Annotated in this window: 23 protein-coding genes; 7 read left to right on the top strand and 16 right to left on the bottom strand. The window is 63.9% G+C overall.

Going from position 1 to position 23,836, the window contains the following annotated elements:
- Positions 1-249, top strand: a 249-nt coding sequence (locus tag IF10I1_RS08515) for a transposase (RefSeq protein WP_186424444.1), incomplete at its 5' end; no start/stop codon positions are given.
- A gap of 540 nt (positions 250-789) precedes the next feature.
- Positions 790-1,242 carry a carbonic anhydrase gene (locus IF10I1_RS22935; protein ID WP_244284638.1) on the top strand — a complete coding sequence of 151 codons (453 nt, stop codon included), beginning with the start codon at positions 790-792 and terminating at the stop codon, positions 1,240-1,242.
- 112 nt (positions 1,243-1,354) lie between these two features.
- Here the strand turns inward: IF10I1_RS22935 and IF10I1_RS08505 are convergent, their stop codons facing one another.
- The 8 genes from IF10I1_RS08505 to IF10I1_RS08470 all read right to left on the bottom strand — a co-directional run bounded on the left by IF10I1_RS08505 (position 1,355) and on the right by IF10I1_RS08470 (position 9,177).
- Positions 1,355-2,293, bottom strand: a complete 939-nt coding sequence (locus IF10I1_RS08505; RefSeq protein ID WP_186391855.1) for an ornithine cyclodeaminase family protein — start codon at positions 2,291-2,293, stop codon at positions 1,355-1,357.
- A 73-nt stretch (positions 2,294-2,366) separates the two neighbouring features.
- Positions 2,367-3,101: an arsenical resistance protein ArsH gene (gene arsH, locus IF10I1_RS08500; protein WP_371328531.1), complete on the bottom strand. Its 735-nt coding sequence runs from the start codon at positions 3,099-3,101 to the stop codon at positions 2,367-2,369.
- A 215-nt stretch (positions 3,102-3,316) separates the two neighbouring features.
- The gene (nqrF, locus tag IF10I1_RS08495) at positions 3,317-4,540 is read right to left on the bottom strand and encodes an NADH:ubiquinone reductase (Na(+)-transporting) subunit F (RefSeq protein ID WP_050472833.1); all 1,224 of its coding nucleotides are present in this window, start codon (positions 4,538-4,540) and stop codon (positions 3,317-3,319) included.
- Between the two features lie 10 nt (positions 4,541-4,550).
- The gene (gene nqrE / locus IF10I1_RS08490; RefSeq protein ID WP_050472832.1) at positions 4,551-5,159 is read right to left on the bottom strand and encodes an NADH:ubiquinone reductase (Na(+)-transporting) subunit E; all 609 of its coding nucleotides are present in this window, start codon (positions 5,157-5,159) and stop codon (positions 4,551-4,553) included.
- Positions 5,159-5,812 (bottom strand): NADH:ubiquinone reductase (Na(+)-transporting) subunit D, encoded by a 654-nt coding sequence (locus tag IF10I1_RS08485; RefSeq protein ID WP_058899600.1) that lies wholly within the window; start codon positions 5,810-5,812, stop codon positions 5,159-5,161. Before IF10I1_RS08485 ends, nqrE begins: the two co-directional genes overlap by 1 nt.
- Positions 5,812-6,636 carry a Na(+)-translocating NADH-quinone reductase subunit C gene (locus tag IF10I1_RS08480; protein WP_058899599.1) on the bottom strand — a complete coding sequence of 275 codons (825 nt, stop codon included), beginning with the start codon at positions 6,634-6,636 and terminating at the stop codon, positions 5,812-5,814. The genes IF10I1_RS08485 and IF10I1_RS08480 overlap by 1 nt, the downstream gene beginning before the upstream one ends.
- Positions 6,633-7,829, bottom strand: coding sequence for an NADH:ubiquinone reductase (Na(+)-transporting) subunit B (locus IF10I1_RS08475; RefSeq protein ID WP_050472829.1), 1,197 nt, complete (start codon positions 7,827-7,829; stop codon positions 6,633-6,635). Before IF10I1_RS08475 ends, IF10I1_RS08480 begins: the two co-directional genes overlap by 4 nt.
- Before the next feature lie 4 nt (positions 7,830-7,833).
- Positions 7,834-9,177, bottom strand: a complete 1,344-nt coding sequence (locus IF10I1_RS08470) for a Na(+)-translocating NADH-quinone reductase subunit A (protein ID WP_186391857.1) — start codon at positions 9,175-9,177, stop codon at positions 7,834-7,836.
- Between the two features lie 190 nt (positions 9,178-9,367).
- Between IF10I1_RS08470 and IF10I1_RS08465 the strand changes: the two genes are divergently transcribed.
- Both IF10I1_RS08465 and nqrM read left to right on the top strand, forming a co-directional pair.
- Positions 9,368-10,387: an FAD:protein FMN transferase gene (locus IF10I1_RS08465; RefSeq protein WP_244284639.1), complete on the top strand. Its 1,020-nt coding sequence runs from the start codon at positions 9,368-9,370 to the stop codon at positions 10,385-10,387.
- A gap of 19 nt (positions 10,388-10,406) precedes the next feature.
- Positions 10,407-10,643: a (Na+)-NQR maturation NqrM gene (gene nqrM / locus IF10I1_RS08460; RefSeq protein ID WP_050472827.1), complete on the top strand. Its 237-nt coding sequence runs from the start codon at positions 10,407-10,409 to the stop codon at positions 10,641-10,643.
- Between the two features lie 73 nt (positions 10,644-10,716).
- Here nqrM and IF10I1_RS08455 read toward each other — a convergent pair whose 3' ends face one another.
- A complete protein-coding gene (locus tag IF10I1_RS08455; RefSeq protein ID WP_050472826.1) occupies positions 10,717-10,902 on the bottom strand; it encodes a hypothetical protein in 186 nt (61 codons plus the stop codon).
- A 369-nt stretch (positions 10,903-11,271) separates the two neighbouring features.
- On the opposite strand from IF10I1_RS08455, the gene IF10I1_RS08450 reads away from it, so the two are divergent.
- Entirely contained in the window at positions 11,272-13,104 is a 1,833-nt protein-coding gene (locus IF10I1_RS08450; protein WP_186391858.1) for an SLC13 family permease, read from the top strand.
- Between the two features lie 47 nt (positions 13,105-13,151).
- On the opposite strand, the gene IF10I1_RS08445 is transcribed toward IF10I1_RS08450, so the two are convergent.
- From IF10I1_RS08445 to IF10I1_RS08425, 5 genes are all read right to left on the bottom strand, one after another.
- On the bottom strand, positions 13,152-13,805 hold the full coding sequence (locus IF10I1_RS08445; RefSeq protein ID WP_186424443.1) for a 3-oxoacid CoA-transferase subunit B: 654 nt from the start codon (positions 13,803-13,805) through the stop codon (positions 13,152-13,154).
- An 11-nt stretch (positions 13,806-13,816) separates the two neighbouring features.
- Entirely contained in the window at positions 13,817-14,470 is a 654-nt protein-coding gene (locus IF10I1_RS08440; protein ID WP_186391860.1) for a CoA transferase subunit A, read from the bottom strand.
- A gap of 90 nt (positions 14,471-14,560) precedes the next feature.
- On the bottom strand, positions 14,561-16,999 hold the full coding sequence (locus tag IF10I1_RS08435) for a DUF3141 domain-containing protein (RefSeq protein ID WP_186391861.1): 2,439 nt from the start codon (positions 16,997-16,999) through the stop codon (positions 14,561-14,563).
- Positions 17,000-17,011: 12 nt separating this feature from the next.
- On the bottom strand, positions 17,012-17,776 hold the full coding sequence (fabI, locus tag IF10I1_RS08430; protein WP_186391862.1) for an enoyl-ACP reductase FabI: 765 nt from the start codon (positions 17,774-17,776) through the stop codon (positions 17,012-17,014).
- Positions 17,777-18,130: 354 nt separating this feature from the next.
- Entirely contained in the window at positions 18,131-18,352 is a 222-nt protein-coding gene (locus tag IF10I1_RS08425) for a hypothetical protein (protein ID WP_186391863.1), read from the bottom strand.
- 197 nt (positions 18,353-18,549) lie between these two features.
- Here IF10I1_RS08425 and IF10I1_RS08420 point away from each other — a divergent pair, with 197 nt between their 5' ends.
- Both IF10I1_RS08420 and IF10I1_RS08415 read left to right on the top strand, forming a co-directional pair.
- A complete protein-coding gene (locus tag IF10I1_RS08420) occupies positions 18,550-20,586 on the top strand; it encodes a cysteine peptidase family C39 domain-containing protein (RefSeq protein WP_186391864.1) in 2,037 nt (678 codons plus the stop codon).
- Positions 20,579-22,414 carry an ATP-binding cassette domain-containing protein gene (locus IF10I1_RS08415; protein WP_186414981.1) on the top strand — a complete coding sequence of 612 codons (1,836 nt, stop codon included), beginning with the start codon at positions 20,579-20,581 and terminating at the stop codon, positions 22,412-22,414. The genes IF10I1_RS08420 and IF10I1_RS08415 overlap by 8 nt, the downstream gene beginning before the upstream one ends.
- A 6-nt stretch (positions 22,415-22,420) precedes the next feature.
- On the opposite strand, the gene IF10I1_RS08410 is transcribed toward IF10I1_RS08415, so the two are convergent.
- Positions 22,421-22,726: a hypothetical protein gene (locus IF10I1_RS08410; protein WP_050472807.1), complete on the bottom strand. Its 306-nt coding sequence runs from the start codon at positions 22,724-22,726 to the stop codon at positions 22,421-22,423.
- On the bottom strand, positions 22,708-23,748 hold the full coding sequence (locus tag IF10I1_RS08405) for a hypothetical protein (RefSeq protein ID WP_186414982.1): 1,041 nt from the start codon (positions 23,746-23,748) through the stop codon (positions 22,708-22,710). Before IF10I1_RS08405 ends, IF10I1_RS08410 begins: the two co-directional genes overlap by 19 nt.
- Between the last annotated feature and the right edge of the window lie 88 nt (positions 23,749-23,836).

Here is a 23,836-nt window from a genome sequence, read left to right as displayed (position 1 = left end):
GCCTATGACGTGCTGGACGTTTCCGAGTTCCATCACGTCCGGATCAACCACTCGGAACTCTTTGCCGAAGATGCCAACCACATCAACGGTATCGAGAACTTCTGGAACCAGGCGAAGCGGCATCTGAGGGGCTACAACGGCATTCCCCAGCAGCACTTCCACCTCTTCATCAAGGAGTGCGAGTGGCGCTTCAACCATCGTCCCGTTGCCAATCTCGTCAGCGTCCTGCAAAACTGGTGGTTCAAGTAAAACTGCAAACGCTATCTATGTCAGCCCCTTCAACTATTGCAAATCCACATATATAATACGCATAATATCAATATGCGTTTCACGCTCAAAAACCTCACATTCGGAGACAGTAAATATAAAATACAATAATAATAATAATAATAATTTATATTACGAAAATCGCCCTCCTAAATCAGGGCAGAATATTGAGAACCAGCCACTTGGCGCCAAAAGGCCCTGGCCGGAGCAAGCCTGAGGACGGCTCATCTGTCCTGGCTTTTGAGGAGGAAATATCATGTGTCAGGAGTGTTCGGGTTTTTCCATCGCTCGCCGTAGTCTTCTTAAGGGCGGGCTGGCGCTCGGTCTCGCCGCGCCGTTCATGTCTTCAGCCTTTGCCAGCGACACTGCAGCTGCAGCATCCCCCGGCCGCAAACAACCAGCGAGGCACTGCAGGCTCTTGCTGACGGCAACGCCCGTTATGTTGCCAACGAAGCCATCAACACGGACCATTCGGCAGGCCGTACGGCGCGCTCTGAAGGACAGCAGCCCTTCGCGGCAATCGTGACTTGCGCAGATTCCCGCGTCGTTCCCGAACTGATCTTCGACCAAGGTCCCGGAGATCTGTTCGTCGTCCGCGTTGCCGGAAACTTCATCAATGAGGACGGCCTGGCCAGTCTTGAATACGCTGCGGCGGTTCTCGGCATCAAGGCAATCCTCGTGCTGGGACACTCGTCCTGTGGTGCGGTGAGTGCGACGATCAAGTCGATCCACGACAACACCTTGCCGCCCGGCCACCTGCCCAGCCTTGTTAACGCCATCCGTCCAGCGGTTTATGATGTCATGCCGGAAAATCCGGCAGACCTGCTTGCCGCTGCAACAGCTCAGAATGCGCGGCTCAACGCCCAGAAGGCAGAGACGACCGGACCAATCTTGTCGGACTTCCACGCGTCCGGCAAAATCAAATCCGTTGCCGGTATCTACGAGATTGCAACCGGCAAGGTCTCCATCCTCTGACAAGCTGCACTAACCGGGCGTGGTGTCACGCAATGCTCCACGCCCGGAAAGCCTGAGGAATGTTGTTTTCAGAAATCCCCGCGCACCCTGGGCTTCTCATGGCCGCACAGCTTCACTCCGGCACGCCGTCGAGCAAATCATGGATCAGCTGTGCCGTGATCAGATCGAGGTGGGCGCCGCCGCCGTTCTTGTAGAGGGTGATCTCGGTGTCTGCGCCCCGCCCGGCGCGCCCTGCCACGAGGTCGAAGAGGTCGCCCGCCACGTCACCGGCGGTGATGAGCCCGTTGCGGATCGGGATCAGCAGCTCGCCGATCTCGGCCACAGTGGTATCGCGGCAATCGACAAAGAGGCGTGAGCGCTGAAGCGCGGTATCATCCGCCTCCCGCATGTCCGGGCGGTAGGCGCCAACGAGGTCAAGGTGGCAGCCTTCGGGTAGCGCATCACCTGGAATGAAGGGCGTCTGCGCCATCGTGGCGCTGCTGATCACATCCGCCTGCGCCATGGCCGCGCGCAGATCACTGCAGACCTTCACCTCCGCCGGCAGAGTGGCGAGCCTGCCGGCCAGCGCTTCCGCCCCTTCCCGGCTGCGGTTCCACACAAGAACGGTGCTGTAGGGCCGCACCGACAGATGCGCCCGGATCAGGGGTTCGGCCATGGCACCCGCCCCGATCATCAGCAGAACCCTTGCATCCTGCCGGGCGAGAAGATCCGCACCCAGAGCCGAATCTGCGGCGGTCTTCCATGCGGTAATGGCCGCGCCGTCGATGACGGCCACCGGCGCGCCGCTGTCTCCGTCGAACAGGATGAAGCTGCCCTGAACCGCCGGGCGCGGCGGCGTTGCGCGCGGGTTGCCGGCAAACACCGTGACGGCCTTGACGCCCAGCATCCTGCCCGGGAACCAGGCGGAACGGACCAGAAGATTGCCGGTGCCGGACGCAAGATGCATGTCCTTGACCGCAGGCTCCGCCAACCGGTGCGCCGCACGCATGGCCTCCACAAGCGCCGGCCATGTGAGCGCCTTGTTGACCTCTTCGGCCCCAATCAGCTTCATTTTCATCTCCCGGCCCTCTTGTCTTCAGGCTCCGGCTTGAACCTGCGTGGCACCCGGCGTGAGGCTGTTCACCTCATGTTGCTGCGGACTGGTTGACGCGCTTCATCAGAGCCTCGGCGCTTTCCTTGCGCTCGGAGTAACGGTCGACCAGATAGTCCGACCGGCCGCGGGTCAGGAGCGTGAACTTCACCAGTTCCTCCATCACATCGACAATCCGGTCGAAGAAGGGCGACGGGCGCATCCGTCCCTCGTCGTCGAATTCCTGGAAGGCTTTCGGAATGGAAGACTGGTTGGGGATCGTCAGCATCCGCATCCAGCGGCCGAGGATGCGCATCTGGTTGACCGCGTTGAAGCTCTGCGAGCCGCCCGAGACCTGCATCAGGGCGAGGGTCTTGCCCTGTGTCGGCCGCACGGCGCCATCCGACAGCGGGATCCAGTCGATCTGGGTCTTCATCAGGCCGGTCATGGCGCCATGGCGCTCCGGGCTCGACCAGACCATGCCCTCCGACCAGGCCACCAGATCGCGCAGCTCACGCACCTTCGGATGGCTGGCATCCACCCCATCATCCACCAGCGGCAGGCCCGAAGGGTTGAAGAACCGCACCTCGGCGCCAAACCTCGTCAGGATGCGCCCGGCCTCCTCGGCCGACAGCCGGCTGAAGGAGCGTGGCCTGAGCGACCCGTAGAGGATCAGGATCCGTGCCGGATGGGTGCTGACGGGCGCAGAGAACAGCCGGTCCTCGTCGATGGCTGCAAAGCACGTCTCATCGATCTGCGGAGTGGAATGGGGGGCAGCAGGGTCAGACACTCGAGTTTCCTTATCGCCTCGATGATTGATCAGGGCCAATGCCATGGGCCTGATAGCAAGGCTTTCGATGCTGACGCATCACGCCTTGAAATTTCTCAGGCGCCGCATCGCGCTTTACCAGCTTGCCCGTCAGGCAAGCCCATCTGGAGCCGGCATAAAACCCTGCCATAGAAAAAGCCGCCGGGCGCTTATTGGCCCGGCGGCTCTTGTCAGGATCAGCCGCCGAAATCGTCCAGCATGATGTCTTCGCGGTCGACGCCCAGATCGAGCAGCATCTTGATCACCGACTGGTTCATGATCGGGGGACCGCACATGTAATATTCGCAGTCCTCAGGCGCGGGATGGTTCTTGAGGTACTGCTCGTACAGCACATTGTGGATGAAGCCGGTGTAGCCCTTCCAGTCATCCTCCGGCAGCGCGTCGGACAGGGCGACATGCCATTCGAAGTTCGGGAATTCGGCAGCAAGGCCGTCGAAATCCTCGACATAGAACATTTCGCGCTTGGAGCGGGCGCCGTACCAGAAGGTGATCTTGCGGTCCCGGTTCTTCAGGCGCTTCAACTGGTCGAAGATGTGGCTGCGCATCGGCGCCATGCCCGCACCGCCGCCGATGAAGATCATTTCCTTCTTGGTGTCGCGGGCGAAGAATTCGCCGAACGGGCCCGAGATGGTGACCTTGTCGCCCGGCTTCAGGTTGAAGATGAAGGACGACATCTTGCCCGGAGGCACGCCTTCGGCGCGCGGCGGGGGCGAGGCAATGCGGACGTTGAGCATGATGATGCCCTTCTCGTCCGGATAGTTGGCCATCGAATAGGCGCGCTCAAGCCCCTCGTCCACGCGCGATTCATAGCGCCAGAGATTGAACTTGTCCCAATCCTCGCGGTACTCCTCGGCCACATCAAAGTCGCTGTACTTGACCACATGCGCCGGAGCCTCGATCTGGATGTAGCCGCCGGCGCGGAAGTTCACATCCTCGCCTTCGGGTAGTTCCAGAACCAGTTCCTTGATGAAGGTCGCAACATTGTTGTTGGAGCGGACGGTGCATTCCCACTTCTTGACGCCGAAGACCTCGTCATGGACCTCGATCTTCATGTCCTGCTTGACCGCGACCTGACAGGACAGGCGGTCGCCGCAGGCTGCTTCGCGCTTGGTAATGTGGGAGGTTTCGGTCGGCAGGATCGAGCCGCCGCCTTCCAGCACCCGCACGCGGCACTGCGCGCAGGTGCCGCCGCCGCCGCAGGCGGAGGGGACGAACAGCTTTTCAGCCGCAAGCGTCTGCAGAAGCTTTCCGCCTGCGGGAACCGAAATCGTCCGCTCCCCGTTGATGGTGATGTTGACATTGCCTGAAGACACCAGCCGCGCACGCGCGAAGATGATGAGCGTGACCAGCGCCAGCACGATCAGGGTGAAGAAAAGAACGCCGAGGGTGAAAGTCTGCATCTGTCCAGCCTCAGAGGTTCACGCCCGAGAAGGACATGAATGCCAGAGCCATCAGCCCGGCTGTGATGAACGTGATCCCAAGGCCCTGCAGGCCATCGGGAACGTCGGAATATTTCAGCTTTTCACGCACGCCTGCCATGGCGGCAATGGCCAGTGCCCATCCAAAGCCGGAGGACACACCATAGACCATGGACTCGGGAAAACTGTAGTTGCGTTCGACCATGAACAGGGAGCCGCCGAGGATGGCGCAGTTCACCGTGATGAGCGGCAGGAAGATCCCCAGTGCGTTGTAGAGCGGCGGGAAATACTTATCGAGCGTCATTTCCAGGATCTGCACCATGGCCGCGATAACGCCAATATAGGCAATCAGGCCAAGGAAGCTGAGATCAACATCCGGGAACCCGGCCCATGCCAGGGCGCCGGGCCCCAGAATGTAGGTGAGCAGCAGGTTGTTGGCCGGGATCGTGATGGTCTGCACGACCATCACGGAAATGCCCAGGCCCAGAGCCGTGGCGATTTTCTTGGACACAGCCAGGAAGGTGCACATGCCGAGGAAGAACGACAGGGCCAGGTTCTCAACGAAAACCGCCTTCACCGCGAGGGATAAGAGTTGCTCCATCAGTGCTGCTCCACGACCTGAATGCGGTATTCGCGTTTCTCGACCTGCTTCGGCTTCCAGCTGCGGAAGGCCCAGATGATCAGTCCGATGACGAAGAAGGCGGAAGGCGGCAGAAGCAGCAGGCCGTTGGGCACATACCAGCCGCCGTTGTTCACGGTCTGGAACACGGTCACGCCGAACAGCGTTCCTGACCCGAACAGTTCACGAATGAAGGCCACCATCATCAGGATCAGGCCGTAGCCCATGCCATTGCCGACACCGTCGATGAAGGAAGCCACCGGCGGGTTCTTCATGGCAAAGGCTTCGGCCCGGCCCATGACGATGCAGTTGGTGATGATCAGGCCGACGAACACCGACAGCGTCTGCGAGATCTCGAAGGCATAGGCCTTGAGCACCTGATCCACCACGATCACCAGACTGGCGATCACGACCATCTGCACGATGATGCGGATCGATGTCGGGATCTGGTTGCGCATCACCGAAATGAACATCGAGGAAAACGATGTCACGAAGGTCACCGCCAGCGCCATCACCAGGGAAAGCTGCAGCGAGGTCGTCACCGCCAGTGCCGAACAGATGCCAAGAACCTGCAAGGTGATCGGATTGTTGTCGACCAGCGGGTCGACCAGCATGGACTTGCGTGATTGCGCCATCAGATTTCTCCTGCGCGAACATTGGCGAGGAAGGGAGCATAGCCCCTATCGCCCATCCAGAAGCGGACGAGATTCTCAACACCGCGGCCAGTCAGCGTGGCACCGGAAATCGCATCAATGTGATGCTCCTGCCCCCGGGGAGGAGCCATGCGCGAAATCGTGATCGCCACATCTCCGGCGTCATTGTAGATCGACTTGCCGCTCCACTGGGCACGCCAGCGCGGGTTGTCGACTTCGCCGCCAAGGCCCGGCGTTTCCGCGTGCTGATAGAACTGCAGGCCATAGATCGTGCTGCCATCCGCCTCGATGGCAACATAGCCGTACAGCGTGGACCACAGGCCATAGCCATGGATGGGCAGAATCACCTTATCCACGGCGCCATTGGCATCGCGAAGAATATAGACAGACACGAACCGGGCCTGACGCACGATCGAAGCCGGGTCATCGGTCAGGGCAACGGAGAGTTCCGGATCCTTCGCTGCAGCACGGTTATCGAAGGTGGCCGGGTCAAACTTGTCAGTCAGCCGCCCGGTCTCTAGCTCAAGAACTCCGGGCTCGAACACGGCAAAGGCCTTGGCAACGTCCTGGCCGGGCTCATAAAGGCCGGCCACCTGCAGAATGTTGATCTGCTGGTTGCGCAGGGCATTCTGCTGCTGCAGCGGCCTCAGGCTGACAGCCGCCAGAGACACCACCATCGAGGCAACGAGGCAGAGGACGACCGCCACAAAGATCGTCTTCGGCGTTGAATCGGCAGGCAGGGCGAGGAAGCGGCCGATCGGCCCCTTCTGCGTGTTTGCCGTGAGCGTTTCGCGTTGGTCACTCATAGACGCCGCGCCCTCCGCTTGATGTTGGCCTTGACGACGAAATGATCGATCAAGGGCGCGAAAACATTTCCGAACAGGATCGCCAGCATCATGCCTTCGGGGAAAGCCGGATTGATCACGCGGATCATCACGACCATCACGCCGATCAGCGCCCCATAGACATAGCGGCCGGCGTTCGTATGGGATCCCGAAACGGGCTCCGTCACCATGAAGGCGAGGCCAAAGGCAAAGCCGCCCGTCACGAGGTGCCAGTACCAGGGCATGGCAAAGGCCGGATTGCTGTCGGATCCGATGAAGTTGAGCAGGGCCGAGAAGCCGATCATCCCTGCCATGCAGCCCAGCACCATCCGGTAATTGGCAATGCGGGTGACAAGCAGGAAGGCGAGGCCGATGAGGCAGGCAAGCGTCGACGTCTCGCCCAGGCTGCCCTGAATGGTGCCGATGAAGGCGTCCATCCACGTGATGCCATAGGTGACGAGCTGCTGATGGCCCTCAGCGGCAACGACGGCCAGCGCCGTGGCGCCGGAGAACCCGTCAACGGGCGTCCAGACCGAGTCTCCCGACATCTGTGCCGGGAAGGCGAAATACAGGAAAGCACGGCCGACCAGCGCCGGATTGAGGAAGTTCTTGCCCGTACCGCCGAACACTTCCTTGCCGATCACCACACCAAACGAGATGCCGAGCGCAACCTGCCACAGCGGCGTCGAAGCCGGCAGGATAAGAGTATAAAGCATCGAGGTGACGAGGAAGCCCTCGTTCACTTCGTGACGGCGGACGGTGGCGAAGAGGACTTCCCAGACGCCGCCGACGGCGAGCGTGACGATATAGATCGGCAGGAAGTACAACAGGCCATGCAGCATGTTGGCCAGAGGGTTGGCGGCATCGAAGCCGATCCCCAGAGCCTCGATGATGGACGCGCGCCAGCCGCTCGCGCCATGGCTGGCAATGGCCAGATTGACCTGCAGCCCCGTGTTGTAAAGCGCCATCAGGATGCAAGGGATGGTCGCGATCACCACATAGGTCATGATCCGCTTCATGTCGATGTAGGACCGTGCATGCGGTGCCACAGTCGTCACTGTGCGGGGGGTGTAGAGGAAGCTTTCCACCATTTCATAAAGCGGGAAGAACCGCTCATAGCGGCCTCCCTTGGTGAAATGCGGCTCGATCCGGTCGAAGAAACTGCGCAAACCCACGCGATCAGCCCTCTCTTTCGATCTTCGTCAGGCAATCGCGCAGGGCAATGCCGTATTCATATTTGGCAGGACAGGCAAACCCGACCAGGCCGAGGTCCTCCTCGTCCAGCTCCAGCGCCCCGAGTGCCTGCGCCTCGTCGGTGTCCATCACCAGAAGCGCGCGCAACAGCTGCGTCGGCAGATAGTCCTGCGGCATCAGCTGCTCGAAGGTTCCGATCGGAACCATGGCGCGCCGGCCGCCGTTCAGATTGGTGGTCAGCGCATAAAGCTTCTTCGTGAAGGCCGAGCCCAGTACCGGCTGCACAGCGAATTTGGAAGCCATCGGCCGGATCCAGCCGAGCGGGATCTGCTTGTGATCCTCTTCGATCAGCGTGACCTGCCGCGCATAACGGCCGAGATAGGCCTCGGCGCCGGCACCGGCCCGGCCGCTCAGCACCGATCCTGAGATGAGGCGCACCGGCACGCCGGCCGGGTTCTCACCGGCCGTAAGTTCGGCCATCGACGCGCCGGCAATGGTGCGCACCAGACGCGGATTGGCCGCCAGCGGCCCGCAGATGGCCACAACGCGGGAGCTGTCCAGATAGCCGGTCAGCAGCAGCTGCCCGATGGCGATGACATCGGCATAACCAATGCTCCAGACGGTCCGTGCAGCACTTGGCGGCGCCAGAAAATGCATGTGGGTTCCGGCAAGGCCAGCCGGGTGCGGCCCGCTGAACTGCGCCACCTCGACACCGGGCACCGATGCGCCCGGCAAGCTTGCGCCGTCCTCGTGACACAGGAAAGTCTTGCCCTCCGTCAGCATGGCGACTGCCTGCAAGCCGCGCTCGAAGGCTTCGGCGCGGGCGGTAATCACAGGCACCGGATCTGCCGCAAGAGGCTCGGTGTCCATTGCCGTGACAAAAATCGCAGCAGGCCGGGATTCGGGCGAAGGCATCTTGGAATAGGGACGGGTGCGGAAAGATGTCCACAAGCCGCTGGCACAAAGCCGCTCCACCACTCCTTCCGGGGTGCTGATGTCTCCGGTCTGTCCGAAGTTCACCGGCTCGGCGGCCGCCGGATCAACCGTAATCTCGACGCTGATCAGCTTGCGCTGCGCGCCGCGGTTGATGGCTTTGATTCGCCCGCTCACAGGCGAGGTGACCATCACCTCGGGCGTGTCTTTATGCGTGAGGATGGGGGCCCCTGCCCCGACTGCATCGCCCTCAGCGACCAGAAGCCGTGGCTTTAGACCAATGTAATCCGCGCCCAGGATGGCGACGGTGCTGACAGCCGGTCCGTCCTGCTCACCCGCGCTTGGGGCACCGAGGATCGGAAGCTGGAGACCTTTGCGAAGCGAAAATTTCTGCACCTGAATCTCTACCCAGTGATTTTATCCCCCTTATGCCTTCCCTTCTTCGAAAACGGAACCTTTTCCGGGACATGTCCTGTTTTTTTTTGCCCCATTACGGTTTCAGTTGCAGAGACTGGCATCACGACGTATTCACGACCAAACTCTTGGCGCTTTGCGCCCCCTGTTTTCATAAGATGGAGAAACTCCAGTGTCTGGTCTGACCTCGATTTCCCGGCGATCCTTCCTGATCATGACGGCCGCACTTGCTGCCTGCAAGCCGGGGTCTGAGCTGCTGAAGCTGTCCGGCCAGACCATGGGTACAACCTGGAACATCACGGCTGTCAGCAACGGGCAGAACGTGGACGCAAAGGATCTGAGTGCAAAAGTTCAGACCGCGCTGGCCGATGTGACCCGTGCCATGTCGAACTGGGACAAGAACTCGGATCTGTCGCGCATCAACGCCGCCGCAGCCGGCGAGCCGCTGAACCTGTCGCCCGGAATGAACACCGTGCTCAGCGCCGCGCAATCCGTGCATCAGGCCAGCGAAGGCCGGTTTGACATCACCTCCGGCCCGCTGATCGACCTCTGGGGATTTGGCGCAGCGCAGGTGCAGCAGCGCGCGCTGCAGGATGCGGACATTGCTCCGGTTATGGACATCGTGGGCCAGTCCCGCATGCTGACGCTGGCCAATGGCTCACTCGTCAAGTCGGCTTCCGGCACCAGCATCTATCTCTCGGCCATCGGCAAGGGATATGGCGCCGACCAGGTGGCAGAGGTGCTGCGCACGGCCGGCCTGACCGATTTCATGATCGAGATCGGCGGCGACCTTTACGCATCGGGCCACAATGGTGCCGGCATGCCGTGGCAGATCGGTATCGAGGTTCCGCTCGCCGGCGAAGCCGGGGTGCATCGCAAGATCGGCGTGTCCGGGCTTGGCATGGCCACGTCGGGCGACTACCGCAACTATTTCGAAGCTGACGGCAAGCGCTACTCGCATATCATCGACCCCACCACGGGCCGTCCGATCACCCACGCGACCGTGTCTGCGACCGTTCTGGCCAAAAACGCGATGCTGGCGGACGCCTGGGCGACAGCCATGCTGGTGCTGGGCCGTGAGCGCGGGCTGGAAATCGCCGAGACGCAGGGCCTTGCGGTCATGTTCATCGAAACCTCCGGCGCCAAGCTCATCACCAGCGAAAGCAGCCGTCTGGCATCCCTGACGGCCTGAACAGGCAAGGACAGCACCCATGGCAACCCTCGCGATCGCTTTTGTTCTGTTCCTGATTGTGGTGCTGGGCATGGCGATCGGGGTGATCGTGTCGGGGCGCACCATCAAGGGAAGCTGCGGCGGACTGAACGCGATTTCCGGCGCCGATCATTGCCTTGTGTGCAAGCGCGAGATCGATCCGAACAGCCCGCTGCATGAGCGCATGGCCTGCCCGCGCAAGCGCCAGAAGATGGCGGAGGCCAATCAGGCCTCCTGACCTTCCTGCTGCCTCACCAGGCTTTGCCGGTGCCAAATACCTCAGCGCCCCGGCACCTCAGCACCCCATCACCTTAGCGGCCTGGCACCAGAGGCACGAAAGCCAGAACCAGCAGCGTTGTTGCGGCCAGCAATCCGTAGAGCCAGAGCTGCCACCTGGGGCCTTCTGCCTTCCACACACGCCTGTAGCTGTAGCCTGCAAGACAGGCCACGATGAACAGAGCCGTTGCAACAGCTGGCGTGAGATGGATATCGGGCAAACTCGGGCACTCCTCGGGCGGCTGCAGGTTTCCGGACGTGAAGCTCTAAGCAAGTTTGTGCCGCTTGACCACAGCCTTTGTCCATTGCGCAGAGTGCGGCCCGAAAATCCGGCCGGGAGCCCGCAAGAGCATCTGCGCTCGCAGGCACCGCTCTTCCTTTCACCGCCCTCGCCCTCACGGCTTCCAAAGCAGTATAATATCTTCCTGCAAAGCCATGAAATCACACAGGCGCCCGGACAATGGGCCGCCCGTCTCACGCGGGCACAACAAGGTTCTGGGAGGCTCCGGCGGTTGCCAGTCTGCCCCTGTTGGGGGATGATGCCCCGGTCATCCCCGCGCCCTGCCCCTGCCGCCAACGAGGTTCTGCCCATGTCTGCGCTTGCTCAGGTTCTTGCCCTCCTTGGCGCTGCGGTGATCATGTTTGCGGTCAACCGGCCGCGCATGGATGTTGTGGCGGTGATCATGATGACCGCCTTGCCGCTGACAGGCGTGATCAGCATGCAGGAGGCGCTGGCCGGGCTGTCCGACCCGAACATCGTGCTGATTGCGGCGCTTTTCGTCATTGGCGAAGCGCTGGTGCGCACGGGCGTGGCGCAGCGGCTGGGCGACTGGCTCACCCTCAGGGCAGGCGCCAGCGAGGCGCGGCTGATTTTTCTGCTGATGCTGATCGTGGCCGGTGTCGGCTCCTTCATGTCCTCCACCGGGGTGGTCGCCATTTTCATTCCCATCGTGCTGCGCATCGCCCGCAAGGCCCGCATTCCGGCGGGCCGGCTGATGATGCCCCTGTCCATGGCGGCGCTGATCAGCGGCATGATGACCCTCGTCGCCACAGCGCCAAACCTTGTCATTCACGCCGAACTGATCCGGCAGGGGCATGAGGGCTTCAGCTTTTTTGCCTTCACCCCCTTTGGCGTGCCCGTGCTGCTGCTGGCAGTGCTCTACATGCTGGCGGCGCGGCGGTTTCTCTCTCCCGGCGAAACGGCGGAAGTCTCAGGCCGTGCCGCCCTCAGAAGCTGGGTGGAGGATTATGCCATCGGCGGCCGCGAGCACCGGCTGCAGGTGATGCCCGGCTCAGGACTTTCCGGCCGGCGGCTCGACACGCTGGACCTGCGTGCCAGTGCCGGCATCAACATCATCGCCATCGAACGGGGCAATCTGTTCCGCCGCAAGCTGATCTCGCCCCAGGCCGCCACCGTGCTGGAGGTCGGCGACATCCTGATGATCGACCAGCGGGTCAGCAGCGAAAAATCCGGCTTTGACTTTGCCAGTTTTGCCCGAACCCATGGCCTTGCGGAACTGCCGGTGACGGAGCAATGGCTTGCCGACACCACGCAGGAAATCGGCATGGCGCAGATCCTTGTGCCGCCGGGCTCCCGCCTGACCGGAAAGACGCTGATGAGCGCGAAGTTCCGTTCGGTCTATGGCCTGTCGGTCATTGGCATGAAGCACGGCACGAAACCGGTGCCCGAAGCTGTCACCGCCGAAGTCCTGCAGGCAGGCGACACGCTGCTGGCTGCCGGTCCCTGGCGGTCGATCCGCAATCTGGCGGACGAGCGGCGCGATCTGGTGCTGCTGGACCTGCCGGCCGAATCCGAAAATGCCGTCCATGCCCGCCACCGGGCCCCGCGGACGCTGGCCGTGCTGGCGCTGGTGATCGCTCTGATGGTGTCCGGCATCGTGCCGAATGTTCAGGCCGCGCTGTTCGGATGCCTGCTGCTCGGGCTGTTCCGCTGCATCGGCATGGCAGAAGCCTACCGCTCGATCCACTGGCAGAGCCTCATTCTGATCGTCGGCATGCTGCCCTTCTCGCTGGCGCTGCAGCGCACCGGCGGGGTCGATATTGCCGCCAGCCTGCTGCTGGACATTCTGGGAGAGGCAAGCCCGCATCTGGTGCTGGCCGCGCTCTTCGCCACAACCTCCGTTCTGGGCCTTTTCATCTCCAACACGGCAACTGCCGTGCTGATGGCGCCGGTGGCTCTGGCGGTGGCGCAGGAGATGAACACCTCGCCCTACCCTTTTGCCATGACCGTGGCCCTGGCCGCCTCCGCCGCCTTCATGACGCCCGTATCCTCGCCGGTGAACACGCTGGTCGTGGGACCGGGAAACTACCGCTTCGGCGACTTCATGAAGATCGGCGTGCCCTTCACGCTGATCACCCTTCTCACCAGTGTGCTGCTGGTGCCGCTGATCCTGCCGTTCTGACGCCACATCCTGACAGGCTTTGAGCCTCTGGAGCGCTCGGTGTGTCTTCAGGCCAGGATCATTTCCGGCACATGGTCTGGAATGACGAGCCTTGCGGCTGTGGCGGCCACAATCGCCTCAACACTGACGCCCGGCGCCCTTTCGCGCAGGAACAGGCCCTCCTTCATCGGCTCGATGACCGCCTGATCCGTCACAACCAGATCGACGCGGCGCAGCGCCGTCAGCGGCAGGGTGAGTTCCGGCACGATCTTCGATTCCCCGCGGGCCGCATGCTGCATGGCGACGACGACGCGCGCCGCGCCCGTCACCAGATCCATGGCGCCGCCCATGCCCGGCACCATCTTGCCCGGCACCTTCCAGTTGGCCAGATGCCCGGCCTCGTCGACCTGCAGCCCGCCCAGAACCGTCATGTCCAGATGCCCGCCCCGGATCAGGCCGAAGCTCATGGCACTGTCGATGCTGGCAGCCCCCGGCACAGCCGTGACAAAGCCGCCGCCCGCATCCGTCAGATGCCGGTCTTCCATGCCCTCCGGCGGACGGGCGCCAAGGCCGATCACGCCGTTTTCGGCCTGGAAGAACACACCGGCAGACGCCGGCACGAAATTCGCCACCATCGATGGCAGGCCAATGCCGAGGTTCACCAGCGATCCCGGCCGGATTTCCTGCGCAACACGGCGGGCGATGAGTTCCTTGCTGTCCATGCTGGCCTCCCTCACGCTGCCCGGACCAGAAGATGGTCGACCAGCACACCCGGCGTCTTCACCCCGTCCGGCGGGATCACGCCAACAGGCACAATGCTCTCGGCCTCGGCGATGACCGTCTTTCCGGCGAGTGCCATCACCGGGTTGAAGTTCTGCGCCGTCAGCAGATAGCTGAGATTGCCGACATAATCGGCCTGCCAGGCGCCGATCAGGGAGAAATCCGCCTTGAGCGGGGTCTCCACCAGATAGCGCTTCCCTTCGACCTCGATCACCTGCTTGCCGTCTTCCACCTCGGTCGCCAGACCCGTGGGCGTCAGCACGCCGCCAAGCCCCATGCCGCCGGCGCGGATGCGCTCCACCAGCGTGCCCTGCGGCACCAACTCGCAGTCGATCTCGCCCGCGATCATCCGCGCCTGTGTTTCGGGGTTGAGGCCGATGTGGCTGACAATCAGGCGGGAGACCAGCCCGGCGGTAATCAGCTTGCCGATCCCCTTGCCCGGCATGGCCGTGTCATTGGCGATCACCGTCAGACCACCTGCCCCGCGCGCCACCATGGCGTCGATCAGGCGCTCCGGGCTGCCAACGGCCATGAAACCGCCGATCATCACGCTCGCCCCTTCCGGGATCAGCGCCGCTGCTGCGTCCGGGCTGAGTGCACCCTTCATGCCGTGTCCTCCCATGGCCCGCCGCATTCTTCAGTCCGGCGGGCGCCTTGCATCTCATTTCATAGCAGTTCCCGCAGACAGGGTTCACGCCTAATGCGGCAGATTTCCTGCGGCCTGCTCGCCCGCGCCTTCGCTGGAAATCACGGCCAGCGGATCTTCGGCCACGTCACCGGTCACCGGCGCCAGCTGCAGCACCTGACGGAATCGCTGCAACAGGGCGAGGGTGCGCGGTGACATTTCCTCGATGGCACCGGGGATATATTGCACCACCTTGAGGGCCAGTTCCCGCTCCGCCGGCTCACGCAGCAGCAGCGGCAGGGTCTCGATGGCCCGTTCGGTCTCGTAGGTGGCGATCAGGGTCTGCTGATGGATGATCATGGCCCGGTGTTCAGCCCCAAGCGAGCGGAAGGGCTCGTCCTTGGTCAGCACATGGGCCGAACGCTCCAGCCGGTCGCGGCGGACCTCTCCCCGGTTCTCGGCCAGCAGCACCAGCATGCGGATCACCGCCTCGGGGAAACCGCCCTGCTCGATCTGCATCAGCGCATTGGCGACTTCCGGCAGCCCACGCAACTCGCCAATGCTCTTCAGCGTGCGGCGGGTTTCGTGCGTGCGGCCAAAGGCGCGGGCCCAGGGCGTTCCCCACATGGAATGGAAGGTCAGTTCATAGGCCATGTCGCGGGTGTCACGCCAGAAGTCGATCGCCTGCTCGGTGGCCTGCACCCAGAGGGCTTCAGCGGCAAGGAACGGATTGCCGGCAGCGGCCTTGTTGCGCTCCGCCTGCACCTTTCCGGCAAGGGTTTCCACCGGCCGCATGAGGGGATTGCGGCTGGAGGCCAGCGCCCGGTTGAGGCGCATGGGGTGGAGAGCCCGGCTCATTTCGGCAGCCGTGCCGGAAACCATCTGACGGACCACCGGCCGCACCGCCATGTCATAGGCCTGCGCCTGCATTTCGGCGGCGCGGGCAACGGCGGCGAAGGGGCGCTCGTCGGCCACGGTGTCGTCCAGCGCCCGGATGTCATCGAAACTGCGCTCGGCGAAGCCGACGGTAAAGTGCTTCCGCCCGTCCTTTTCCGTCACATCCTCGATGCGCATTTCATAAAGGCCCGGCGCCAGCGCCTCGATGGTCTTGAGCGTCGAGGCCACCTCGGAATGCTCCTTGCGGGCAATCTGCGAGGACACGAAAATGCCCAGGTGCCCGACCTGATCATGCACCATATAGACAATGCGCTGGCCACGGATGCGGATCTCGTTCACATCCGCATAGGTCTCGATGATCCAGTTCAGCGCCTGCTGCGGCGGCGTGATGTTATCGCCGTGGCTGGCAAATACGATTATAGGCGCCCGGATCTGCTTCAGGTCCACAGGGCGGCCCGGCTCGATGCGGGCCTCGTTCTTGACGAGGCGGTTGCCGACGAAAAGCTGCTCGACGATCCAGCGGATCTCGGGCTCGGTCATCAGGAAGAAGCCGCCCCACCATTTCTCGAACTCGAGGAAGGCCGCATCGCCCTTGTCGATGTCGCGGAACAGGTCCGTGTATTTGCGGAACAGCGTGCGCCCCGGATTGAGCATTTCGAAATTCTGCACCAGATGCGCGCCGTCAAAGATGCCGCCGCCCAGATCCGACAGGAACATGGGCACCCAGGTGCCGCCCAGAACGCCTGCATTGTAGCGCATGGGGTTTTCACCCACCTTGCCCGCCCAGGCGGCAACAGGCGCGCCATTGATGACGACAGGCCCGGTCAGGTCCGGATTGGTGGCGGCCAGCAGCAGCACCGCCCAGCCGCCCTGGCAGTTGCCCGTCACCACCGGGCGCGAGGCCTTGGGGTGACGGCGCATCACCTCGCGCACGAACTCGGCCTCCGCCCGCACCACATAGGACAGGTACTGCCCCGGCTCCGGCATGTGACGGAAGGCCACGAAATAGACCGGGTGGCCTGCGCGCAGGGCCACGCCCACCTGGCTGTCCGCCTTGAAGCCGCCGATGCCCGGACCATGGCCGGCACGCGGGTCGATGATGATATAGGGGCGGCGGTTCTCATTCACCGTCACGCCTTCCGGCGGCACGATGCGCAGCAGCATGTAGTTGGACGGATAAGGCAGATCCTTGCCGTCCATGACGACTTCATAGTCATACATCAGCACGGGCGGGCAGCCGGCCGCCTCATGCTCCAGAAAGATGTCGCCGCGCTTGCGCAGCGTATCGGCCGTCAGCACCAGGCGCTCCAGCGCATCACGGGCATATTCGGCAAGGTCACGGGCAAGGGCGCCGTCCCTCTGGCGCAGCAGCAGGCCATCCACCAGCGCATGGGCGGCGGCCACCGTTTCCTTGCCGCGCTGCGAATGCACTTCGGAAATCCTGCGGGAGTGGATCGCCACGGCCGTGTTGAGAATGTCCACCGTGGCCGATGCGGCGCCGATCTCGGTTTCGCTTGAGGTGAGCGCGCCCTGCAGCGCTGCCATCACATCTCCCTCGGCTCGCGGGACCTGCGGCTGGAGGAAAGGATCAAACAGATCAAACACATTGGCCATGACGGCGTCTCCTCAAGCGGTGATCGAAAAACCGCCGTCGATGTCATGGACACCACCGGTCAGGTTGCGGGCTGCGGGGGAAGCGAGGAAGGCGGCCATGGCCCCCACATCCTCGATGGTGGCAAGCTGATGCGTGGGCGCCCGCTCGGAGGCAAGGCTCAGAAGCTCATCGAAATGGCCGATGCCGCTGGCTGCGCGGGTCTTCAGCGGTCCGGGCGAAAGGGCGTGAACGCGGATGCCCTGCGGGCCGAGTTCGGCTGCGGCATAGCGCACCGCGCTTTCCAGCGCGGCCTTCACCGGGCCCATCATGTTGTAATGGCGCACGACGCGGGACGAACCGAAGAAGCTGACGGACAGGCAGCAGCCGCCGTCCGGCATCAGCGGCTCGGCCAGCCGGATCATCCGCAGGAAGGAGTGGACCGACACGTCCATGGCCAGCGAGAACCCATCGGACGAGCAGTCGATGACCCGGCCATGCAGATCCTCCCGCGGGGCAAAGGCAATGGAATGGACAAGCGTGTCCAGCCGCCCCCAGCGCTCGGCTATGTCCTGAAACAGGCCCTCAAGCTGGCCGGGTTGGGCGACGTCGAGCGGCGCAACGATTTCCGCCCCCAGTTCCTCTGCCAGCGGCCGCACATAGGGCTCCGCCTTGCTGTTCAGCCAGGTGACCGCCAGATCGGCGCCCTGGCTCCTCAGCGCGCGGGCGCATCCGTAGGCGATGGAGTTTTCATTCGCAATTCCAACGACAAGTGCCTTGTGACCTTGCAGCGAAAACACATTTCACCTCCGCGTAGCCTGCGCATGCATCCTGCACCCGGATTGTTGCGGTGGCTTGGCACTTCCATGACAGTTTGCCACGGGGTTGCCGCCAGCCGGCGGGATGATGCGGCAAGGCAGAATTCAGGGCCGGGATCAGGCCGCACACAATGGCTTGCACAGGCCTGCCCTCGGGCAAGTGGTCAGGGAAAGTCCGGCTCTGAGGCTCTTTCAAGCTGCACACTGCCGTGGGGAGGACGGCGCGGCGCGCAAACTCGCAGGGGCTCGCAGGCCCGGCGCAGTCAGCACGGAAGCCGCAAGCCGGTCAAACTGGTAGTATTCCGCATGTTGCTGCCTGGTCCTTGCGGCGGGATTTCAGCGCAAAAGCAGAGCCACACCGCCCGCAACAGCCGTCAGGGCAGCGGCCAGCATGACGCCTGCGCGGGGCAAAGCCGCAAGCCGGGCCGGACGGTCGAGATCTTCCGTCGCCGAAAGACGGGCGAGCGCGGGAGCACTGAACAGCCCTGCCCCCTTCGGGGCCATGGGGGCAGCCTGTTCCGGCGTTGGAGCCGCTGTCTTGTCAGGCTTTTGCGTCATGCGCCGTTTCCTCACCGCCGATTGATGCTGCCGAGGCAGATTGAGACAGATTGCAGGCCGCCAGCCCCGGCGCAAGGCTTGCGTGCGGCCGCCAAGTCCTCCATCACTCTCCAGGGACGAAGCAGGCACCAACTCCTTGCCCGGACCTTGACCCGAAAGCCCACCAGCCGCCGTGCTGCAGACTGTCCGGCCCCGCCATGCTGCCCCTTCTGTCCCGATTGCGAAACCGCCAGAAAAGCCGCCAGAAAAACCGTCAGAACCGGGTTTTCCGCACGCCGGATATCCGGCAGGGCGAAACCTCCGAATGCGGGATCGCGGCGCTGGCGATCCTGCTCGCCCATCACGGCAGTCCGGTAACGCTGGAGGCTCTGCGCCAGCAGGCGGGCTCGACGCGGCTTGGTCTCACCGCCCGCCAGTTGATCACGCTGGCGAAGCAGAACGGCTTTCACGCAGCGGCCTACCGCCGGACGCTGGAAGATCTGCGCCGCCAGCCGCTGCCCGTGATCGCCCACAGCCGCTTCATCCATTTCGTCGTGATCGAGGCGGTGACGGACAGTCATGTGCGCATCAACGACCCCGGCTGCGGCCCTCTGGTGCTGCCGCTCCACGAATTTGCCGAAGATTACACCGGCATCATCCTGACGGTGCAGCCGCTGCGCTCTGCTGGGGCAGGAAGACGGGAACAGCATCCGCTCGCCGCCCTGCTCCGTCCCATGCGGAAGGGTCTTGCTCTGGCTGCGCTTGCTACCCTGACGCTGCAGGGAGCGGTGGCGCTGACGGCATTTCTGCTCGCAAGTCACGGCCCAGCCCTGACGCAGACCACAACGCCGCTGCTGCTGTTATCCGCTGCCGGGCTAGGCGTCTGCGCGGCGGCTCTTGCCCGCCACCGGGCAGGGCAAGCGGCGGGCCGCGCTCTGGCGCAGGGGGTGGAGCATCAGGCAGGCGCCTTCATGGCCACGCAGGACCTGGACTGGTTTGCCCGCCGCACGCCGGACCAGACGGCGAACCTGATGACATTGCCTGCAGTTGCCGATGCCGCAGGCTGCCGGGCCTCGCGCATGGCCGATGCCCCCGGCCTTCTGCTTCTGGCCCTCGCCGCTGGCATGGGTTTCGGCCTTTCAGGGCTCGCGGTTGGCCTCTGCGGCCTTGGCGCAGCGCTGCTGACCCTCGCCATGACAAACCGCCGGGGCACGCTGCTGTCGCGGATGGAAGGCTCGCTGGAAGAGCTGGCTCAAACGCCGCCTGCCGTTCCACCGCCAGCGATGCTTGCCGGAATCGAAACATGGCTTTGCGGCGGGCGCAGTGATGAGCTGGCGCTGCGCCTTGCCGGTTCCCATGCGGTCAGCCTTGATCAGGCGCAGCAGTCGGGCGGCAGAATGGCAAGGCTCAACGCCTTGCAGACGCTTCTGTTTCTGGTTTCACTTGGCGCCTCCGCCCTGCACGGTCTTGCAGGCGCCACGGCTGGCAGCGTTCTGGGGCTGTCGCTTCTCGCCGCCACGTTGCACCGGCAGGCCGGAAAGCTGAGCGGGCTTGCCCCGGCGCTGACGCAGCTGCGCGCCCTGGCTGCCACCTTGCGCGACCTGAAGGACGGCACGCGCCCGCAAACAGCCGAAGTCCTGCCGCGTCCGGCCTCCGCCGAACTGACACTGCGCCTTGACGAGGAAACCCTTGTCCTCGGGCCCGGTGAAACGCTGGCCGTGACGGGACCTGCAGGCAGCGGCAAGTCGTGTCTGCTGCGCGCCATCGCCGGACTTGAGCTGATGCCGGGCGCAGACATATCGCTGAACGGCGCACCCATCAGCGCTGCAGCGGCACAATGGCCCGGCCTCGTTCTGCATGAAGACCGGCCCCTGCCGCCTTTCGCAGGCACCGTGGCGGACAATCTGCGGCTCGGCCAAAGCGGCCTGGCAGATGCTGACCTGATGGCCGCGCTCGAAACGGTGGAGCTGTGGCCGGTGCTGGCCCCGCGCGGCGGCCTTGCGCTGATGCTCACGCCTGCACGCCCCGGCCTCAGTGGCGGGCAATTGCGAAGGCTGATGATCGCCCGCAGCCTCCTGCGCCGCCCGCAGGTTCTGGTGCTGGACGAGACCCTGGATGCGCTGGAAACGGATCTGGAAGAGCGCCTGCGCCAGCGGCTGACCGCCTCCGGCATGGCCCTTGTCCTCAGCGGCGCAAGGGCACTGACGGCGGGCACGGTCACTCACACCCTCACGCTGGGAGGCCGCGATGCCTGACACCGCACAGCGCCTTGCCCGCCTTGCCGCACAGGCGGACCATACCGGCGAAGAGGATCTGCGCCGTGCCGCACTGGATGAAGGACTGCTTCTGCGCCGCGTCCGGCTGATGCCCTCATCAGACGGCAGGCAGCAATGGCCCCTGCTGGATGGCGGGTTGATCATCGTCTTTGCGCAGGACAGTGGCCGGGCACAGGTGATCGACACACGCAATGGCAGGCCGGTTCTGGTGCAGGCCGATGGCCGCAGAGGCCATGCGCCGGTCCCCGGCGATGTGATGCCGCAAGCCCTCGCGCTTGTTGCGCCGCTGGGACGCGCCGTTCCACTGTGGCAGGAAGCATGCGCCGCGCTGCTGGCGGGACTGGCTTTCAATGCCCCTGCTGCTGCCCTCATCCTCGCCCCCTCCCCGCTCTCCGCAGGCGCCGGGCTTGCCCTGATGGCGTCGGGCGGTGCACTTGCAGCGGCTCTTCGGCAGACTGCGGATCTGCGCCGCCTTGGGCTCGCGGATCTGGCCAGCGCCTCCGCCATCTGGCAGCGGCTGGCACGGGCCACGCCAGCCCAGCTGAACCAGCCCTCGGCGGCATCTGTTGCGGATCAACTTGCAAACAAGGTCATAGAGGCGCGCAAGGCCAGCCTGCGCAAGGGCGGGCGGCTTTCCGGGCTGGGCCTTGCGCTTCCCGCGCTCGGCCTGCTGTGCGCCACCGGCCTTGCCCCCCTTGCCGCAGCGGCTGCCGTGATACTGCCCGGACTTGCCCTCCGGCTCTGGCTGATGCGGCAGGAGCTGCACCTTGAAGCGGCGATGAAACATCCCTCGGCGGAGTTGCAGCAGACTTCAAGCCTCGCCGCAGCCGCCCTGCCCCAGTTGCGGCTGATGGGGGAAGCGGGCTGGCTGTTGCAGAAGACGGGAAGGATCGAGACAGAGGTCCGGTCCCTGCAGCGGCGGCACCTGCGGCTCGGCGCGTGCCGCTCTGCCCTCGCAGTCCTGCTGACGGGAGCTGCGGGACTTGCGGCCTGGCTTGCCGCAGGCCCGGAAGGCTCCCTTGCCATCGCAGGAGGGGTAATCGCCGCAGCCACACTGGCCGCCGCCGCCGTGCAGGCAAGCCGTCCCCTTCTGCCGCACAATCCGCAAGGGCTGAACTGGCTGGAGGACAGCACGGCCAGTGCTGCCTTGCCGGGCGCCATTGCGCCCATTGAAGAAATCCGCTGCGAAGACCTGAGTTTCCGCTATCATGAGGCGCCGGAAAAGGTGCTGGAGAATGTCAGCCTCACAGTGCGGCGCGGCGCGGTCACGGCCCTCACCGGGCCATCCGGCTGCGGAAAGTCCACGTTGATCCAGCTGCTTCTGGGTTTCCAGAGCCCCAAACGCGGACGCATTCTGGTGGACGGCCAGCCACTCGGCCAGCTCGACCTGGCAAGCTACCGGCGCCGCATCGGCTGCGTCTTTCAGGACGAAAGCATCAGTCTCGACACGATCCGCGCCGCCATCCTGGGCATGGCGCCGCTCCGGGACGAGGCCATCGCCCGCGCCCTGCGCGTCACCGGACTGGAAGAGGAAATCGCCACGCTGCCGATGGGCGTACAGACGCTGGTGGCCGAAGGTGTCGTGCCGCAAAGCCTTGTGCAGCGGCTGCTGATTGCCCGGGCCGTGGCTCGCGGGCCTGACTTCCTGATCCTGGACGAGACGGTCACCGGCCTTGATCCGGATCAGATTTCACGGCTGCTCGAAGCCCTGCGGAAAGACGGGACCGGGGTTCTGATCGTGACCCACAATCCCGCCATTCTGGCTCAGGCTGATACCACCCTGCGGCTCTCCAAGGGTGGCGGCTGAAGCTGCTTAGCCGAAACTGATCTTGTTATTCTTTCCAAGATCTTTCATCGACGGCCTTGCAGGATAACCACCGGCCACGAGGTCCAGTTCACTGTCGGCCAGGGCATCGCCGGGAAGGAAGCAGGCGGTCCAGCCGTCAGGACCTTCACAGACACCCAGTGGAACCGGCAGTTCCAGGCCGTAATGGGCTTTCACGGCAGCGTTCAGATCTGCCTGGGCTTCCGCCAGAAAGGCAGCATCCTCATTCAGGCGCTTGCGCACCTTTTCGACCGTATCGACACCGAAAAGGGCATTCAGATCAATATTTTCCATTTCTCTTCTCCTTGTTGTAAAAATCCGGAACAGCCTGACCCTAAGGCTGGCCCCAGGGACTGGGGGGCCAGCGGCTGCCTCGTGCGCCAGTGCTCGTCCACCTGCAGCGCAATCGGCCCGAACCGGCGGCGGACCATGGCCGCCATGCGCGGAATGCCTGTGTGAAAAACGGCAATTGAATCAGGCCCATAGGCGTTGACCTGAGCCTCGAAGGCAGCCCTGTAAGCGCCGACCATCAGCCCTGTATGCCAGAGCTTCTGCGTCAGATAGGCCGAGCGGTAGCTGACGCCTTTCCGGTTCCGGTAAGCGTCCAGCGTGATCACGGGCAGCCCCTCCGCCACCACCCAGCCGATCAGCTGCCCCTCCCGGCGCACCGCGATGGAGCAGGCCGGGTCAAAGGTTTCAGGATCAGCCTCAGGCGCCATGCCGGGCCTGTATCCCGGCTCCTGCGATAACGTCCTGACAGCGGCAAGGTCCGCCGCATCCAGCGGACGCCAGGGCTCGAAACTTGCGCTGTCCGGATCCCGCAGGCGCCGCATCATGCTGGGCCACTGGTTCACAGCTTCCAGCATCGCCCCCGCCTCGCCCGTCGTGATCAGTTCCAGCAATTCCGGCGCGGGAAATCCGGCTGCGGTCAGGCAGCCTGCCAGCGCCTCCCGGTGGGCGATGCGTGAGGAAAAGCCCACATCAACCCACTGCGCACCGCGTCTGGCCGCCTCACTGGCGAACAAGGCCGCAAGCCTCCGGCCATGCCCCTGGCCGCGCAAGGGTGCGGCGACCACCAGCGACAAGAGAAGCGCCTCGTCTCCTCGCAGCAGCCCGAAGGCAAGCCCGGCAGGAAGACCTTCAACCCGCAGCCCGGCGGCGATCCACGGAGCTGTGACCGCAGCCAGATGCCCGGCCAGCCGCGGAAAGCCGAAACCGGCAAAGCCGCTGGCATCACCTTCAAGCACTGCAACAGAAGCAGCCGGAGCAGCTGCTGCCGGGTGCATGCTTGCGTTGCTGAGGGCACGGGCGTTCAAGGCATCTTCTCCCATCACGGCTTTCTGTGCGGGGCAGATTCCCGCTTCACCAGTCCATCTAGAGCCGGACCAGCCCGCAGGGCAACGG

Origin of the sequence: Pannonibacter sp. I15F10I1, assembly GCF_900185665.1 — a bacterium.
Taxonomy (GTDB): domain Bacteria; phylum Pseudomonadota; class Alphaproteobacteria; order Rhizobiales; family Stappiaceae; genus Pannonibacter; species Pannonibacter indicus.
The sequence above is the reverse complement of the archived record's forward strand: the minus strand, read 5'-3'. Positions and strand labels throughout refer to the sequence as shown.